The 16,504-nt window shown below is 71.4% G+C and carries 17 protein-coding genes; 6 read left to right on the top strand and 11 right to left on the bottom strand.

The features are described from left to right. Positions 1 to 47 precede the first annotated feature (47 nt). The 6 genes from ABD844_RS03185 to ABD844_RS03160 all read right to left on the bottom strand — a co-directional run bounded on the left by ABD844_RS03185 (position 48) and on the right by ABD844_RS03160 (position 4,591). Entirely contained in the window at positions 48 to 728 is a 681-nt protein-coding gene (locus tag ABD844_RS03185; RefSeq protein ID WP_344872739.1) for an alpha/beta fold hydrolase, read from the bottom strand. Between the two features lie 136 nt (positions 729 to 864). After that, a complete protein-coding gene (locus ABD844_RS03180) occupies positions 865 to 1,479 on the bottom strand; it encodes a serine hydrolase domain-containing protein (protein ID WP_344872737.1) in 615 nt (204 codons plus the stop codon). Then, positions 1,464 to 1,913 carry a serine hydrolase gene (locus ABD844_RS03175; protein ID WP_344872735.1) on the bottom strand — a complete coding sequence of 150 codons (450 nt, stop codon included), beginning with the start codon at positions 1,911 to 1,913 and terminating at the stop codon, positions 1,464 to 1,466. The genes ABD844_RS03180 and ABD844_RS03175 overlap by 16 nt, the downstream gene beginning before the upstream one ends. After that, positions 1,910 to 2,440 (bottom strand): PadR family transcriptional regulator, encoded by a 531-nt coding sequence (locus tag ABD844_RS03170; RefSeq protein ID WP_344872733.1) that lies wholly within the window; start codon positions 2,438 to 2,440, stop codon positions 1,910 to 1,912. The genes ABD844_RS03175 and ABD844_RS03170 overlap by 4 nt, the downstream gene beginning before the upstream one ends. A gap of 89 nt (positions 2,441 to 2,529) precedes the next feature. Next, entirely contained in the window at positions 2,530 to 3,894 is a 1,365-nt protein-coding gene (locus ABD844_RS03165; protein WP_344872731.1) for an aspartate aminotransferase family protein, read from the bottom strand. Positions 3,895 to 4,117: 223 nt separating this feature from the next. Next, positions 4,118 to 4,591, bottom strand: a complete 474-nt coding sequence (locus ABD844_RS03160) for a carboxymuconolactone decarboxylase family protein (RefSeq protein WP_344872729.1) — start codon at positions 4,589 to 4,591, stop codon at positions 4,118 to 4,120. A 376-nt stretch (positions 4,592 to 4,967) separates the two neighbouring features. Here ABD844_RS03160 and ABD844_RS03155 point away from each other — a divergent pair, with 376 nt between their 5' ends. Together ABD844_RS03155 and fmdA are read left to right on the top strand one after the other, a co-directional pair. Then, the gene (locus ABD844_RS03155) at positions 4,968 to 5,249 is read left to right on the top strand and encodes an FmdB family zinc ribbon protein (RefSeq protein ID WP_344872727.1); all 282 of its coding nucleotides are present in this window, start codon (positions 4,968 to 4,970) and stop codon (positions 5,247 to 5,249) included. Positions 5,250 to 5,337: 88 nt separating this feature from the next. Continuing rightward, complete coding sequence (gene fmdA, locus ABD844_RS03150) at positions 5,338 to 6,594, top strand: formamidase (RefSeq protein ID WP_344872725.1); 1,257 nt, start codon at positions 5,338 to 5,340, stop codon at positions 6,592 to 6,594. A gap of 40 nt (positions 6,595 to 6,634) precedes the next feature. Here the strand turns inward: fmdA and ABD844_RS03145 are convergent, their stop codons facing one another. The 4 genes from ABD844_RS03145 to ABD844_RS03130 all read right to left on the bottom strand — a co-directional run bounded on the left by ABD844_RS03145 (position 6,635) and on the right by ABD844_RS03130 (position 11,754). Further along, positions 6,635 to 7,465, bottom strand: coding sequence for a ChbG/HpnK family deacetylase (locus ABD844_RS03145; RefSeq protein ID WP_344872723.1), 831 nt, complete (start codon positions 7,463 to 7,465; stop codon positions 6,635 to 6,637). Then, on the bottom strand, positions 7,462 to 8,856 hold the full coding sequence (locus tag ABD844_RS03140) for an MFS transporter (RefSeq protein WP_344872721.1): 1,395 nt from the start codon (positions 8,854 to 8,856) through the stop codon (positions 7,462 to 7,464). Before ABD844_RS03140 ends, ABD844_RS03145 begins: the two co-directional genes overlap by 4 nt. 333 nt (positions 8,857 to 9,189) lie before the next feature. After that, a complete protein-coding gene (locus ABD844_RS03135) occupies positions 9,190 to 10,404 on the bottom strand; it encodes an RICIN domain-containing protein (protein ID WP_344872719.1) in 1,215 nt (404 codons plus the stop codon). A 258-nt stretch (positions 10,405 to 10,662) separates the two neighbouring features. After that, positions 10,663 to 11,754, bottom strand: a complete 1,092-nt coding sequence (locus tag ABD844_RS03130; RefSeq protein ID WP_344872717.1) for a glycerophosphodiester phosphodiesterase family protein — start codon at positions 11,752 to 11,754, stop codon at positions 10,663 to 10,665. A gap of 113 nt (positions 11,755 to 11,867) precedes the next feature. Between ABD844_RS03130 and ABD844_RS53025 the strand changes: the two genes are divergently transcribed. The 3 genes from ABD844_RS53025 to ABD844_RS03115 all read left to right on the top strand — a co-directional run bounded on the left by ABD844_RS53025 (position 11,868) and on the right by ABD844_RS03115 (position 14,761). After that, positions 11,868 to 12,275 carry a substrate-binding domain-containing protein gene (locus ABD844_RS53025; RefSeq protein WP_425568501.1) on the top strand — a complete coding sequence of 136 codons (408 nt, stop codon included), beginning with the start codon at positions 11,868 to 11,870 and terminating at the stop codon, positions 12,273 to 12,275. A gap of 158 nt (positions 12,276 to 12,433) precedes the next feature. Next, positions 12,434 to 13,783, top strand: a complete 1,350-nt coding sequence (locus tag ABD844_RS03120) for a sensor histidine kinase (protein ID WP_344872713.1) — start codon at positions 12,434 to 12,436, stop codon at positions 13,781 to 13,783. A 57-nt stretch (positions 13,784 to 13,840) separates the two neighbouring features. After that, positions 13,841 to 14,761 (top strand): PaaX family transcriptional regulator, encoded by a 921-nt coding sequence (locus ABD844_RS03115; RefSeq protein WP_344872711.1) that lies wholly within the window; start codon positions 13,841 to 13,843, stop codon positions 14,759 to 14,761. Positions 14,762 to 14,815: 54 nt separating this feature from the next. Here ABD844_RS03115 and ABD844_RS03110 read toward each other — a convergent pair whose 3' ends face one another. Continuing rightward, entirely contained in the window at positions 14,816 to 16,003 is a 1,188-nt protein-coding gene (locus ABD844_RS03110) for a cytochrome P450 (RefSeq protein ID WP_344872709.1), read from the bottom strand. A gap of 200 nt (positions 16,004 to 16,203) precedes the next feature. Between ABD844_RS03110 and ABD844_RS03105 the strand changes: the two genes are divergently transcribed. Then, positions 16,204 to 16,500, top strand: a complete 297-nt coding sequence (locus ABD844_RS03105; protein WP_344872707.1) for a hypothetical protein — start codon at positions 16,204 to 16,206, stop codon at positions 16,498 to 16,500. Positions 16,501 to 16,504: the final 4 nt, after the last annotated feature.

Raw genomic sequence — 16,504 nt, 5'->3', positions numbered from 1 at the left:
CGTCCAGGCGCGGTGGGCTCAGGCGCGGGCCACCGGGCGTGCAAAGCTCAGGCGGCGGCCTGGCGGATGAGGCCGGCGACCGCGGCGGGCTGTGAGACGTAGACGGCGTGGCTGCCGATGGCCTCCACGACGGACGCTCCGGCCCGCTCGGCCATGCTCCGCTGGGCGGGCGGCGGGATCATGCGGTCCTCGGTGGCCACCAGGTACCAGCTCGGCCTGTGCCGCCAGGCCGGCTCGGTGACCGCCCCGCCGAGCGCGTCCACGCCCCAGGGGACCTGCGCGTCGGCCATGAACGCGGCCAGCGGCGCGGGCAGGTCGGCGGCGAACGACTCGTGGAACTTGTCCCGGTCGAGGAAGAGGAAGCCCTCGCGCGGCGGCAGGATGGGCGGCACCGGCGCCCCGGGCGGCGGGTCGGCGATCAGCGTGCTGACCGACTCGCCCTTGTCCGGCGCGAACGCGGCGATGTAGGCGAGCGCCGCCACATTGGGGTGCGTACCGGCCTCGCTGATGACCACCCCGCCGTAGGAGTGGCCGACGAGGACGGCCGGGCCGTCGAGGGCGTCGAGCACCTGACGGGTCGCGGCGACGTCGCCCTCCAGCGACAGCGTCGGGTTCTGCACGACGCGGACGTGGAAGCCGTCCCTGGCCAGCTCGTCGTAGACGCCCTGCCAGCCGGACCCGTCCACGAAGCCACCGTGCACGAGCACGATGTTCCTGATAGCCGTCATGCTCACTCCTGACCTGGATGAACGGGCCCGACGCCCGTCCCCGTGCCCTCCATCCAAGCCGTGCGGACACGCCCAGGCCATGCAGAACAGCACGCAGAAGTCGCCGCGAACACATCCAGGTCCGGTACGCGCGCTCTCACACGAGCCGCCCGATCAGCCGGAGCATGAGATGGTACGGCAGGCTGCGGTGCCGGAACTGGTTGACCGTGCCGGAGATGAACAGGTCGTGGTCCGGGGCGTGGAACAACACCGCTCCGGACGCTCCGGAGTGCCCGATCAGGGGCGGCACGGGGGCGAGCGGCGAGTACCACCGAGGGGGTGCGAACCGCATGATCCCGATGCCGTACTCGATCGGGGAGAAGATCCGGTTCCAGGTGGACGTCATCCGCTCCAGGTAGGAGGCCGGGAACAGCTCGCCGCCGAGAAAGGCGCGCAGGAACCGCAGCCCGTCGGCGGCGGTCGACACCAGGCCGCCGTCCGGACCGGCCGAGGCCATGGCGTCCGGCAGGCGTAAGGGGGCGCGGCCGTTCAGGAGGGGCGCGACCTCGTCGTAGCGCCCGCGCGTCTCCGGGGTGAACAGCCAGGTGTCGCGCAGCCCGAGCGGTTCGGCGATCCGGCGGCGGACGGCCTGCTCGTAGTCGCCGCCGGTGACCACCTCGATGACCCGGCCCAGGAGCTGGTAGTTGGTGTCGGAATAGTGCGCCCTGCCCGGCGTGCCGGGCGCGAACCCGCTGGTCAGCGAGCGGGCCACCTCGATGGCGTCGTCGAAGGTCCAGGCGCGGTCCGCGTGCGGCAGGTCCGCCGACAGGCTGCCTCCGCCGGGGCGCTTCCGCTCGAAGTAGTCGGGGATCCCGAGGTGTGCGCGAGCAGGTCGTGGACCGTGATGGCGCCGCCGTGGTCGTGGCCGTCGTAGGTGTTCAGGCCGCGCAGCAGGTCGTCGCCGAGCAGGTCCGCGACGCGCGTGCCGAGGGTGAGCGCGCGCTCGTGGCAGAGCTGCATGATCACGGATGTGGTGTGGAGCTTGGTGACGCTGGCGAAGAAGTACGGCCTGGCGGTGTCGCCGTGGCTCCAGGCGAACCCGGTGGCCGGTCGCTCGATGGCGACGCTCAGCGCCGAGGTCGTCGGCTTGGCGGAGAAGCGGGCCGCGATCCGGTCGAGCTCGCCCGCGCGGGACGGGCCGTTCACCGGCCGGTCCGGTCGAGCTGTCGTTCGACGGTGTCGAGCCAGTCGAGTTCGGCGCGGGCGTGGGCGACGCCGTTGGCCAGGGTGGCCAGGCGAAGGACCTGGCCGAGGTCGCCGGAGGGCTCGGGGACGGCGATGGCCTCCAGCGCGGCCAGCAACTCGCCGGTCTCGCGCCGCCTGGCCCGCACCAGCTTCCGTATCTCGTCCACCGGCAGCCTGTCGGCGAAGAACAGGCGCGCGAGGAACGGCTCGCGCACCGGAGGGGTGCGCAGGCCGGACGCGAGCCACCGGTCCAGCTCCGCCAGCCCACCGTCCGTCACCGCGTGGAGGTGCAGGTTGGGCCGATCGTCCTGGACGACCGTACGCCGCACGGCCAAGCCGTCGTCGACCAGCCCCGACAGCGTGCGGTAGATCTGCGACTGGTCGGCGGTCCAGAAGTGCCCGACGCTCTCGTCGATGGTCTTCTTCAACTCGTAGCCGCTCATCGGCCGTACGGCCAGCAGGCCGAGGATCGCATGACGTAAAGACACCCCTATAGGCTAGCTCCCATATGAGACTTGTCCTATAGGGGAGCTGACCCCCGATCGCCGATCGATCGGTCCGCCCTGGGACGCGGCCCTCACCGGGCGGCGGCGTCGAGCACGGCCTTCAGTGACGCCTCGAGGAGGTCCACGCCGGTGTGGAGCTCGTCCTCGCCGATCGTGAGGGGCGGGGCGATGCGGAAGATCCCGCCCATCCCGGGGAGCTGGACGATGTTCATGTGCAGCCCCCGTTCGAGACAGGCCGAGGTGACCGCCTTGCCCAGCGCGTCGGCGGGCGCCTTGCTCTTCTTGTCCTGGACCAGCTCGACGCCCTGCAGCAGGCCACGGCCGCGGACGTCGCCGACGACCTCGTAGGCGTCGCGAAGCGCCAACAGCCGCTCGGTGAGCCGGGCGCCCAGCCGCGCGGCGCGCTCGACGAGGCCGTCCCGTTCGATGACGTCGAGGACGGTCAGCGCGACGGAGGCGGCCAGCGGGTCGGAGACGTGCGTGGTGTAGAAGAGGAACCCCCGCTCGTGGCAGACCTGCTCGATCTCGGCGGTGGTGACGACGGCCGCCACGGGCAGCCCGGCTCCGAGGGTCTTGGAGAGCGTCAGGACGTCGGGGGTGACGCCGTCGCGCTCGAACGCGTACATCGTGCCGGTGCGGCCGAGACCGGTCTGCGCCTCGTCGAGGATGAGCAGCATCCCGCGTTCCTCGCACATCTCCTTGAGGCGGCGCAGGTAGCCGGGCGGCGGGTCGATGATCCCGCCCGAGGACAGGACGGGCTCGACCAGGCAGGCGGCCAGACTTCCGGCGGACTGCCGGTCGACCAGGGCGAAGCCGTAGGCCAGCTCGGCCTCCCAGTCGTACGAACCGTCGGGGCGCCGGAACGGCGAACGGTAGGCGTTCGGCGAAGGCAGCGCGAGGTTCCCCGGTGCGGGCGGACCGTAGCCGCGCCGCCCGGCCGAGAACGTCGCGGCGGCCGCCCCCTGGGTCATGCCGTGCCAGGAGCGGTCGAACGAGACGATCTCATACCTGCCCGTGCACAGCTTGGCCATCTTGATCGCGGCCTCGTTCGCCTCGGCGCCCGTGGTGAGCAGCAGCATCTTGCCCAGCGTGGCGGGCAGGGTCGCGGTGAGCCGGCCCGCCAGCTCCAGCACCGGGGCGCTGAGCATGCCGCTGTAGAGGTGGTCGAGCGACGCCACCGCCGACGACACCGTCGCCACGATGTCCGGGTGCGCGTGCCCGAGGATGGCGCTCATCTGCCCAGAGGTGAAGTCGAGGATCGGCGTGCCCTGGCGGTCGTAGACGTACGCGCCGTGGGCCCGTTCGATGACCCTCGGGGTGAAGTCGACTCCGTAACGGATCAGAACGCGGTCCGCCTCGTCCCAGAACGTCGTGTCCATCGCCCATCCTCCCTGGCCGCGCCCGGCGACGACGCCGAACGGCTCGCTCGATGCCATCCTCGATCATCGGCGGGCGTCACGACAGCTCCGCCCCGCCTCCGGCCGCACCCCGATGGTCGGCCCTCGATGGCCGGAGGCCGTCATCCGTCCAGGAGACCCGCCGGGGCCGGTGCCGGTCCTGTCGAGATCGGCGGTGTTCACGTGGGTGGTCACGCCGTCGGCGGACAGCTCCTGGGCGAGCCGAGCGGCACGGGGGGTGTCGCCACGGCCGGGGTGGCGGTCAGCCCCACTGGCCGGGTGTGTAGTCGCCGGCGGGCTGCTGGGTGATGACGTTCAGACGGTTCCAGGTGTTCATGACGGCGACGAGGCACACGAGGGCGGTGAGCTGGTCCTCGTCGTAGTGCTCGGCGGCGTTCGCCCAGACCTCGTCGCTGACGCCCCCGGCGCCGTCGGCGGTACGGGTGCCCTCCTCGGCCAGCTCCAGCGCGGCCCGCTCGGCCTCGGTGAAGACCTTCGCCTCCCGCCAGGCCGCCACCAGGTTGAGCCGCACCGGGGTCTCCCCCGCGTGCGCGGCGTCCTTGGTGTGCTGGTCGACGCAGACGGCGCAGCCGTTGATCTGGCTGACGCGGAGCTGCACCAGTTCGCGCGTCGCGGCCGGTAGGGACGAGTCCGCCACCGCCCTGCTCGCCGAGACGATGTGCTTCACGGCCTTGGTGCCTACCAGGTTGGCGGCGTAGTTCAAACGGGCGTCCATGCTGGTCCCCTTGTCGTGTTCGGGTGGTACACCCCCACCACGAACAGCTCGGCGGCGAGGGGACGGCCCCGCGATGTGACCCGCGTCACGGCGCGTGGCGCCGGGCCCGGCTCGGGCCGCGTGCCGTCCGGCCGCCCGCGCCACGGCCGCCGGGTGCTGGGGGAAGCCCCGTTTTGCTGGGGTTTTGCCCCGGGGCGAGGTGATCCGACTTACAGCGCGGGCAAGTTTGGCGGAAGCGAGATCGATTGCATTCCCTGCACACGTCGAATTGCGGATACATCCGACTCTGACGACTGTTTCCCGAGGTCCCGCCGGCAGAGAGGGCGGGCGTGGCCCGGGGATGCCTGGTTTCGAACTCGCTCGAAGGGCGCCCGCCATGGCGATGTACGCCTATCGCTGTCCGCACTGCCGGGAGATCGGGGTCACTTTTCCGATCGGCACCGCACCCGGGGCGGTGGCGTGCCCCGACTGCGGGGCGGCCGCGGTCCGGGTGTTCTCGGCGCCCATGCTGACGCGTACTCCGTCGGCCGTGTCGGCTCAGATCCGGCGCGCGGAGCGCAGCGCCGCCGAGCCCGAGGTCGTCACGTCCCTGCCACGACGCCGTGCCGCGGGCCCCGTGGCCGTCCATCCCGCCACCAGCCGCCTGCCGCGCCCGTGACCGCGCCCGCGACCGCGCCTGTGACCGTGATTGTGACCGTGATTGTGCCGGTGACCACGAACGCGACCGTGCAGAAAGGATTCCAGCCGTGCCAGAGCTGATCTTCCCGCTCGACTCGACCAAGCGGTTCACCGACCAGGCCAAGCTCGGTCACAACCGCTGGCACCCCGAGATCCCGTCGGTGGCCAGGGTCAGGCCCGGCGACAGCTTCCGGGTCCACTGCCGGGAGTGGTTCGACGGCGCGATCCACAACGACGACTCCGCCGAGGACATCCGTGACGCCCCGCTGACGACGGTGCACGCGCTCAGCGGCCCGTTCGCGGTCGAGGGGGCGCAGCCGGGTGACCTGCTGATCGTGGACATCCTCGACCTGGGCCCCATCCCCCAGGAGGACAGCGGCCCGCTGGCCGGCCAGGGCTGGGGTTACACCGGGATCTTCCCGACCAGGAACGGTGGCGGGTTCCTCACCGAGCAGTTCCCCGACGCGTACAAGGCGATCTGGGACTTCTCCGGTCAGACGGCCACGTCACGCCACATCCCCGCGGTGTCGTTCACCGGCATCACCCATCCCGGGCTCATGGGCACCGCGCCGTCGGCGGAGCTGCTGGCGAGATGGAACGCGCGGGAGGGGGCGCTGATCGCCACCGACCCGCGGCGGGTGCCGCCGCTGGCCCTGCCGCCCGAGCCGCGCGACGCCGTGCTCGGGTCGGTGCCCGCCGCCGACTTCGACCGGGTCGCGGGCGAGGCCGCGCGTACCGCGCCGCCCCGGGAGAACGGCGGCAACCAGGACATCAAGAACCTCACCAAGGGCTCGCGCGTCTTCTACCCGGTGTACGTCCCCGGCGCGAACCTGTCGGTCGGCGACCTGCACTTCTCCCAGGGCGACGGCGAGATCACCTTCTGCGGCGCCATCGAGATGGGCGGCTTCATCGACCTGCACGTCGACCTCATCAAGGGCGGCATGCAGACGTACGGCGTCGGCGAGAACACCATCTTCATGCCGGGCCGCACCGCGCCCCAGTACAGCGAGTGGCTCGCGTTCTCCGGGACGTCCGTCACGCTGGACGGCGAGCAGCGCTACCTCGACTCGCAACTGGCCTACCAGCGCGCCTGCCTGCACGCGATCGACTACCTGACGACGTTCGGCTACCGCCCTGAACAGGCGTACCTGCTGCTCGGGGCCGCGCCGATCGAGGGCAGGCTGTCGGGGGTCGTGGACATCCCCAACTCCTGCGCGACCGTCTACCTGCCGACCGCGATCTTCGACTTCGATATACGCCCCAGCGCGTCAGGACCGGCCCGCGTGCCCCAGGGCACCAGCGCGCCGCGCGCCGGCTTCGGCTGAACCGGCCACCGGGTTCGCGTCGCGGGTCGCGGGTCGCGGGTCAGGTCCACCAGCCCGCGACGGTCTCGACGCCCTCGCTCTCCAGGGCCCGGTGCCACACCGGGTCGCGCAGGAGCCGCGTCTCCCAGACCCGGACGATGCCGTCCGGCCCTCTGACCGCGTCCTCGCTGGACGGGTGCAGGAACAGCTCGCTCGTGCCCTCGGGAAGGGCCGCGAGCCGCCGCAGGTAGTCGTCGCGCAGGTGCTCGTACGAGCCCAGGTCGTGTGCGCCGCGCCGGTTGGTCGCGATCGTCTGCGGGAGGGACACGCCGAGCGCGTCGGCGAGGGCGACGGCCTGCGCGTGCGCCGCCGCGAGCTGTGGCGGGAGCGGCCCGCCGATGTAGGGCTCAGGGTCACGGGGCAGCCGGAAGGCGAGGCTGTGGCGTGCGCACCAGTGCAGCGCCTCGGCCAGCCACGATCTGCCGTGTAGTCCGTAGAGGGTGCCGGCGTGGGAGTCGGCGGCCTCGGGGACGGGGCCCCGCTCGCGCATCCAGCCGAGCTGCGCCTCGGCCTCCCCGATGACGTCGTGGGCCTCGCCGCGGGCGCCGAGTGTCATGGGGTCGTCGGTGAGCGTCCCGTCCGGATCGACGAGGCTGGCCGCGCCGTCGAGGGGCCGCCAGCGCGGGAGCCCGCGCTCGCTGGTGAGCGTCACGTGCAGCCGTGGCAGCACGCCCAACTCCCCGACCAGGCGCGCGGCCCGCTCCGCGACGGGCGAGACGCAGATGAGCGTGGTCGCGGTGACGTGTCCCTCGGCGAGCAGGGAGACGATGACGTCGGTCGTTCCCGGTTCGCGGCCGAGGTCGTCGGCGGTGATCACGACGCGGCGGGTCATCGGGGGCTCTCCACGGCCGCGGGCTCGTCCGTGGGGCCTGGGGGTGGCGGCTCGACCGGCTCGGCCGCCTCGGGCGGCGTCTCGATCGGGACGGAGATCAGCCGCGCCGCGAGCGCGCCGATCGCCGTCAGCGCGAACGGATACACGCACAGATACACCCGGAACGCGAGCCCGGGGTCGGCCCCGGCGTCGGCGCCCGAGTTGTAGCCGAAGAACACGCCCAGCGAGGTGAGCGCCAGCCCGGTCACGATCCCGTTGAGCCGGGTGAAGAACCCGAACGCGGACAGGAAGAGCCCTTCCCGGTGCTCACCGTTGCGCGCCGCGTCGGCGTCCAGGACGCGTGCGACGATGAGGTCGTTCGTGGCGAGCATGCCCGACCACCCGGCCCCGACGACCACCCCCGCGGCGATCGCGGTGACGAGGTCGGTGGCGAAGAACAGGGCCGCGAAGCTGACCGCGAGGATCGCGAAGGCGAGCCGCCAGGTCCATAACGCGCCCCGGCGCGCGACGATACGCGTCCACACCACGAGGCCGCCCGCCGAGACGAGGATGACGATGCCCTGGAGGTAGAGGGCGTTCCCGACCGGGAGTCCGAGCGAGTAGCGCACGTAGAGCTGGATGCCCGAGAGCACGAGCGCCATGGCGATCCCGTAGCAGGCGCCGGTGAGCCCGACCGTCCAGAACAGCGGGTTGCGCACGATCGACCACACGCTGCGCAGCAGCAGCGGGCGCTCGCGCGTGGAGTAGCGGGGGCTCTCGCGCGCGCTGAGCGCCATGAACACGATCACGACGAGCGCGATCACGCCGTAGACGATCGCGGTGATCTGGAAGCCCCCGGTGGACTCCTCGCTGCCGAACACGCCCGTGGTGAGCACGGGGGTGACCGCGAGGGAGATGACGAGCGCCACGAGCTGGAAGCCCTGACGCAGGCTGTTGGCCACTGCGCGGTCGCGCTCGCGCGGGAACAGCTCGGGCAGCAGCGCGCCGTAGTTCGCGTTGAGCATCGAGTCGAAAGCCTCGCACAGGATCGCGAACACCGCGAACCAGAGCACGAGGCCCATGCCCTCCAGCGAGGTCGGCGCGGAGAAGAACGCGATCATGCAGGCCGCGAGCATCGGCGCGCCGACGAGCAGCCACGGACGGCGTCGGCCGAAGCGGGTTCTGGTGCGGTCGGAGAGGTGGCCGAGCACCGGGTTGTCGATGGCGTCGATGACCGCGTACACCACCATGACCACGCCGTAGGCGCGTACGTCGAGTCCGAGGATGTCGACGTAGTAGAGGATCATCGATCCCTTGATCATGTTGATCGGGATGGAGGTGCCGAACATCCCGACGGCGTACCGCCACGCGGGAGTCCGCCCCGGGGCGGGGGCCGTACCGGGCTGGGCCACGCGATCACCCTCCTCACCGACGCCGACGTCGTGCGCCGGCGACACCTTCGCAGCCGAAGGCGAACAGCAGGTGAAGCGTAGTCGTGTCGCACCGGACGCCGAATTCCGGTTCGGTCACAGTCTTGCGTGTTCCGGGGTAACGACGGAGGAGCCGACGTGGCCATTTCCCGGCCTGGACGGCGTCAAATGGCCGTTCCTTTTACCCGATTTCCTGCGTCCAAAGGTGGGCCGAAAAGAGCTTGGGAGAGCGCGTTCTCGCGAATGAGAAGTCGTCACCCGCCCGGCGGGCCCTCCACTTCAGGAAGGGCCCGCCGGTTTCGGTGGGTACGGGTGTCAGACGCGGGTCCAGCGCTGGTTGGCACCGCCGCCGCAGTCCCAGATCTGCAGCCGGGTGCCGTTGGCCGAGCTGACGCCGGTCGCGTCGAGGCACTTGTTGGCCTGGGGGTTGACGATCTGGCCGGTGCCCGAGTTGTAGGTCCATCGCTGGGCGCCGCTGCCGTTGCAGTCGTAGAGCTGCACCTGTGCGCCGTTGGCCGTGGAACCGGCGGCGACGTCCATGCACTTGCCGAGCGCGCGGACCGAGCCGTCGGCGTTCCACGTCCAGCTCTGGGCGCCGCTGCCGTTGCAGTCCCAGAGCTGGACGGCGGTGCCGTTGGCGGTGGCGGCGCCCGCCACGTCGACGCACTTGCCGCCGATGCCGGTGATCTGACCGCCGGTGCCGCCGGTGGGCGGGGCGTAGACGCGGACGTAGTCGACGGTCAGGCTCTGCGGGAAGGTGGTGGAGCCGTCGGGGTAGCCGGGCCAGTAGCCGCCGACCGCCACGTTCATGATCATGAAGAACGGGTGGTCGAAGACCCAGCGGTTGCCGCCGAGGTCGGCCGGGGTGCGGCGCTGGTACTCGTTGCCGTCGACGTACCAGACGATCAGGTTGGGCGACCAGTCGACGGAGAAGGTGTGGAACGCGTCGGCGAACGCGCCGCCGATCGAGTAGCCCGCGCCGATGCCCGCCCCGCCCGAGTAGCCGGGGCCGTGAATGGTGCCGTGGACGGTGCTGGGCTCGCGGCCGATGTTCTCCATGATGTCGATCTCGCCGCTGTTGGGCCAGCCCACCGAGCCGATGTCGTTGCCGAGCATCCAGAAGGCCGGCCAGATGCCCTGGCCGCGCGGGATCTTCATGCGCGCCTCGAACCGCCCGTAGGCCCGCGTGAAGGTGGCCGCGGTGAGCAGCCGGGCGGAGGTGTACTGGCAGGTGCCGTAGTGGCACTGGTAGCCCGCCGGGTTCTCCCGGCGGGCGGTGATGACCAGGTTGCCCGCGCCGTCCATGGCGGCGTTGCGGGTGCTGTTGGTGTAGTACTGCTGCTCGTTGTTGCCCCAGCCGCTGCCGCCGATGTCGAAGCGCCACTTCGACTGGTCGACGGCGGTGCCCGCGGCTCCGTTGAACTCGTCCGACCAGACCAGGGGGCCGGGCGCGGGGGCGGCGCTGGCGGTGCCGGCCGTCGGGACGAGCAAGGCGAGCACCGCGACGAGGGCGGCGGCGATGGAGAGCAACCTTCTGGTTTGGGGGGTGTGAACCATTCGGCACCTCATCCGATTTAAGGATGTAGCTTTACGGAAACCTTCCGGCAATATCAGTGCCGCTGTCAAGAGAGCGCTCTCTCATCAAGCGGCGCCTTCTCCCGGGCGATTATCGAAGCGCAGGTGAACCGGTACGGCGGCGCATTCATCCGCCGTTCGGTGTGGCCGCTGCCGGGGGACGTCGAAAGCCCAGGCGAATCCCGCCTGGGCTTTCACGCGGGGCGCGGAAGGTCAGCGTCCCCGGTAGGACTTCGGCAGGCGCATGCCGCGCTCGGCCATGATCTCCCGCACCTGGTTCGGGTAGTCGGTGATGATGCCGTCGATGCCCATGTCCATGAGGGCCTCGATGGTGGCCGGGTCGTCGCACGTCCACGGGACGACCTTCAGGCCCAGCGCGTGCGCGTCGGACACCATGGTCTCGCTGACGTAGAAGCGGAAGTTCGGGTCGCTGATCTTCCCGTTCTGCGGGAAGCCGTACACCGGGGACAGGGTCGTGACACCCGGGATGGTCGCGGCGGCCTTGACGAAGTCGCCGCCGAAGTCGTCGGCGTCGATCCCGCCGAGCCACGGGGACGCGCCCGGCTTGCCCACCTGGAGGAAGTCGTAGTTGGTCAGCGCCACCAGCGGCCACTTCGGCGCGAGGCGGTGCATCTCGTTGAGCGCGCCCCAGTCGAAGGACTGGATGGTGACCTGGCGCTCGATCCCGGAGGCGCGGATCTCCTCGAACACCCGCCGGACGAACAGCTCGCGCGGCGCGGTCTGCTCCGGCGCACCGGCCTCGACCTTGGTCTCGATGTTCAGCTTGACCTGCTTGGCGTTGAAGCGCTTGACGAGGTTCAGCACGTCCTTGAGCTCGACCATCCGGAAGCCACTGATCACCTCCTGCTCGGGGAAGCCGGGCAGTTGCTGGTATCCGCAGTCCATGGTCTTGAGCTGCGCCAGGGTCAGGTCCTTGATGAACTTGCCGACGTACGGGTACATCGGGTCCCCGGGCACAACCGGCCCGGTGTCGCGGCACTTCTGCGCGCTGATCTGCCGGTCGTGGTTGACCACGACCTTCTCGTCCTTGGTGACGTGGGTGTCCAGCTCAAGGGTGCTGACGCCGAGGCGCAGGGCCTTGGCGAAGCCCTCCGGCGACTCCTCGGTCGTCATGCCGATGCCGCCCCGGTGGGCCTGCAGGTCGAAATGGGTCTTCTGCGGCCGGACACCGGGGTCGTCGGCCGTCGAGGCGTGGGCGGCCGCCGGCGCGGCGAGCGCCAACACGGAGACCAGGACGGGGGCCAGGACGGGGGCCAGACCTACCAGGGCGTGGCGAGGATTCACGGGAGACTCCGCTTGTCGGGTCCAAATGACGCTGTGACGCTAGAGGTCTGGCGGCACCTGTGGTGCGGCGGAGGCGTGATGGAGTCGTGAACGTTCGCGAAACCCTTCCGGTTATGTCCGAATGCGCCAGTGACGTGCCCCGTGAACGGATCGACAAGCTCTCGGGAGGGGCAATCTTCGGCAGCGCGTTCCGTCGCCGACGCGCCTGCCGGGGTGGAGAGCGGGGCGGCCGCCATCGTCACCTACAACGACCTCGTCGCCCAGGGGGCGCTGGCGCGGTTGCGGACCTGGGGGTGGACGTCCCGGGAGAGGTCTCGGTGGTGGGCTTCGACGACCTGTCGCTCGACTGGTTCGGGCTCGCGACGCTGACGACGGTGTCGGTCGCGCGCGACGCGCTCGGGCGGCGGGCGGGCGAGATGCTCGAACTCCTCATGGCGGACGGGCACGACACCGAGCCCCGGTACCTGCCGGTGGAACTGCTGGTCCGCGACACGTCGGGGCCGGTGCGCGGGCGCCGATGAAGGAGTCATGACGTCCGACTCCGGGGCTTGACGAGACCTTGGCAGCTTCCATGCCGTCACCCGAACCCGAGGTGCACATCCGGCTACTCCCCGCGTGCTCGACTGGGTGAAGGGGTTGCCATATGAAGACTCAGCGACGTTGGTCGATCACGACTCGCATGACACTGTTCACCGGTGCCGTGGCCGCCTTGCTGTCCGGGCTCCTGGCCACCGCCGTCATGCTCGCGATCCACCGGTACGCCACCGGGAACTTGACGGTCGAACTCGCCTCGGCCGGTAGTCGCGTGGCGCAGGAGGTGGCGTACAACGACGTCACCACGCCGCTGGTGAAGCACCCGGACCGCAACGTGCAGATCGTCGACGCGCGAGGGCACGTCATCGCCGCGACGCCCGCGCTACGCGGCAAGCCCGTCATGGCCGGGCTCATCCCCGACCACAAGGGCCTGTCCACCGAGGTCGTCTGCGGCGGGGTCTTCGCTCCCGGCTCGTGCAACCTCGTGGTCGCGCAGCAGGTCTACCGGGCGGGCGAGGACTGGTCCGTCTACAGCTCCTCCCCCACGGTCCCTCCGTACGTCATGCCCTGGCTGGCCGCGGCCGTGATCGGCACCGCGACCGCCCTGGCCGCCGCGATCACCCTCCTCGGCCACCGGATCGTCACCTCCTCGCTCCGGCCGGTGAGCGCCATCCGCTCGGAACTCGACCAGATCACCGACACCTGCCCCGAGCGCCGGGTCCCGCTCCCGCCCACCCAGGACGAGATCCACGACCTGGCCAGCACCGCCAACCGCACACTGGCGCGCCTGCAGGCCGCGATGCAACAGCAGCGGCAGTTCACCACAGACGCCTCACACGAACTACGCACCCCCATCGCCGCCATCCGCGCCGAGGTCGAGGACGCCCTGTACGCGCCCGCCGACACCAGCGTGTCCACGCTGAGCAACACCGTGCTGCGCAGCGTGGACCGGCTGGAGGCGATCGTGGGCGACCTGCTCACCATCGAACGCCTGGAGGCGGGCCGGCCGGTCGAGGGCGAGCCGATCGACCTGGCCGCGTTCGTGTCGGAGGAGTGCGAACGGCGCCCCAAACCGGACAAGAAATACGAGTACACGCTCGAACCCGGCGTGCGGGTCATCGGCGACCGCGTCAAGCTGTCCCGCCTGCTCACCAGCCTGATCGACAACGCCGAACGGCACGCCGCCACCACGATCACCTTCCACGTCCGGCACGAACCGCGCCCCAAGCGCGACCCCGGCCGCTTCCCCCACGGCATCGCGGTGCTGGAGGTGACCGACGACGGTCCTGGCATCGACCCGGACAAGCGCGAACTGGTCTTCCAGCGCTTCTCCCGGCTGGACACCGCCCGCGACAGACACGCGGGAGGCACCGGGCTGGGCCTGCCGACCGCCCGGCAGATCGCCCAGGCCCACGGCGGCACCCTGCAGATCGACGACAGCCCCGCGGGCGCCCGGCTCGTCCTGCACCTGCCCGCGGCCGCGACCCCGTCCTGACGCGGGCGGGCCAGGGGCCCGGAGCGGATTACGCCCGGGCGGGCCAGGGCTGGCAGAATGCCCGTCACGAAAGTGTCGAACGGCGGGAGAGCAGACGTGGCGGCGCCCGGCACGCGCACGGAGAGCGGTCCGACGGCCGAGCCTGCGCAGCGCCCGGGCGGGAAGACGTCGTCCAGCGCCCGGTCGCTCCTGCTGACGGTCCTCGGCGAGTTCGTGCTGCCCCGCAGGGGCGAGGTCTGGACCGGCACCCTGGTCGACGCGCTCGGCGCGCTCGGCATCGAGGAGAAGTCCGCCCGCCAGGCCCTGTCGCGCACCGCCGCCGAGGGGTTGCTCGAATCCGAACGGCACGGCCGCAAGGTGCGGTGGAGCCTCACCCGGGCCGGAGACCGCCTGCTGCGCGAGGGCACAGAACGCATCTACGGCTTCATGCGCAGGCCGCACGTGTGGGACGGCCGCTGGCTGGTCCTGACCGCGGGCGTGCCGGAGACGCAGCGGAAGTTGCGGCACCGCCTGCGTACGAAGCTCACCTGGCTGGGGCTCGGCTCGCCCGCCCCCGCCCTCTGGGTCATCCCCGACGCCTCCAAAGAGCCGATGGTCCGCGACGTCGTCCGAGAGCTCGACCTCACCGACCGCGCCTACGCCTGGACCGGCCCCTCGGCCGCCATCGGCGACACCGCCAAGCTGATCAACGCCGCGTGGGACCTCGACGACGTCGAGAAGCGCTACCTCGCCTTCATCGAGCGCTTCGAGGGTCTCGCGGTCGCGTCCGGGCGGGAGGCGTTCGTCAACCAGGTGCTGCTCATCCAGGAATGGCGGCACTTCCCGTTCCTCGATCCCGACCTGCCCGCCGAGCTGCTCGACCACGGCTGGCCCGGCCCGCAGGCCGCGACCGTCTTCCACGACCTGCGCAACCGCTGGCACCGGCGCGCCCAGGCCGAGTGGGACCGCATGGACGAAAGCGCCGCCGCCCGGCACTAGACGCCCGGCCGGCCCGGCGGCCTCGGGAAACCGCGCCCGGTGGGCGGCGTGCGCTCACCAGGTCACCGGGAGGCGGTGCACGCCGTGGATGTCGGTACCGTCGCGCGCGGGCACCTCCTCGGGCGCCACGGCCAGGCGGAGCGCGGGGAACCGGGTGACCAGGGCGGGCAGGGCCGCGCGCAGCTCCACCCGGGCGAGTTGCTGGCCGAGGCACTGGTGGATGCCGTGGCCGAAGCCCAGGTGGCCGGTGGCCTCCCTGCGCAGGTCGAGGACGTCGGGGTCGGGGAAGCGCCGGGGGTCGCGGTTGGCCGCCTGGATCGACAGCGCGACGGTCTCACCGGCCCTGATCACCTGGCCGTCCACCTCGACGTCCTCCAGCGCGGCCCTGGCGCCGGTGTGGGCGATGGCCAGGTAGCGCATCAGCTCCTCCACCGCCTTGGCGGCCAGGCCGGGGTCGGCGCGCAGCAGGGCGAGCTGGGCGGGGTGCCGGAGCAGCGTGAACGTGCCCAGCGCGATCATGTTGGCGGTGGTGTCGAGCCCGGCGCCCAGCAGGAAGCCACCGATCCCGGCCAGCTCCTCGTCGGACAGCTCCGTGCCGGCCAGGTCGCTGAGGAGGTCGTCGGTGGGGTGGGCGCGCTTGAGCGCCACCAGCTCGCGAATGTAGTCGGTCAGCTCGTCGTAGGCGGCGAACTGCTCCTCCGCCGTGCTACCCGCGCCGACCGTGGCCGCCATGGTCTGGAACCGTTCGCGCTCGGCGTAGGGCACGCCGAGCAGCTCGCAGATCATCACCGCCGGCACGGGCCACGCGAACGCCTGGACCAGGTCCGCGCCGGGGCCTTTGGCCTCCATGGCGTCCAGGTGCTCCATGGTGACGGCCTGGGTCCGCTCGGCCAGCAGGTTCATCCGGCGGACGGTGAACTTGCCGGTCAGCAGCTTGCGGTAGCGGGTGTGCTCGGGCGCGTCGATCCCGGTCAGGTCGCCCAGCGGCGCGGGCGGGATCCGGCCGACGTCGGCCAGCGGGTAGTGCAGCAGCTCGTAGCGGGAGCTGAAGCGGGAGTCGGCGAGGATCGCGCGGACCAGGGTGTGACTGAGTGCCAGCCAGCCCACGTGACCGTCGGGGAAGACCAGGCGCCGCAGCGGCTGCTCGGCTCGGAGCGCGGCCAGCTCGGACGGGGGGTCGAAGGGGCGGCCGACCGGACGGGCCTGCGGCAGGGCGGCCAGGGGCGCCAGGGGCTCTGTCATTGTCTCGCTCCTCGATGGACGCCGTTCTCTTGATGCGAACATTGTACGCAAACGGAACAGTGTGCGCAAGCTGCCGACGAAGTCCACGGGGTCACGGGCGGCGGGCGTCCGCCACGGGGCCTATCGTGGAGATGAGGAGCGTCATCAAGCCGAACCGCGTTGCATCGCGTTTGTTGCACCGCGCTGCGGAGGAGGCTGCGATGAGGGAGCACTTCGTCTGGGTGACCACGCGCCGGATCAAGCCGGGCGCGCTGGAGGAGTTCGAACGGGCCTGGCGTCCCGACCCGTACCCGCCGGGGCTGCGCCAGGCGTACGCGTACTGGTCCGAGGACGGGCTGGAGATCACCGGGGTGTCGTTCTGGAACACGCGGGCGTCCTGTGACGCCTGGCGGACGTCCGAGGCCGAGACCCGGCGGCGCCAGGCCATGGCCCCTTACGTCGTCGAGGAGCGGGAGGGCTTCTACCAGGGCCGCGAGCTGGGCATCCCGGTGCGGTGAGGCG

The organism is Nonomuraea antimicrobica, from assembly GCF_039536965.1.
Classification (GTDB): domain Bacteria; phylum Actinomycetota; class Actinomycetes; order Streptosporangiales; family Streptosporangiaceae; genus Nonomuraea; species Nonomuraea antimicrobica.
Note: the sequence above shows the minus strand (reverse complement) of the source record. Positions and strands in the feature narration are given on the sequence as shown.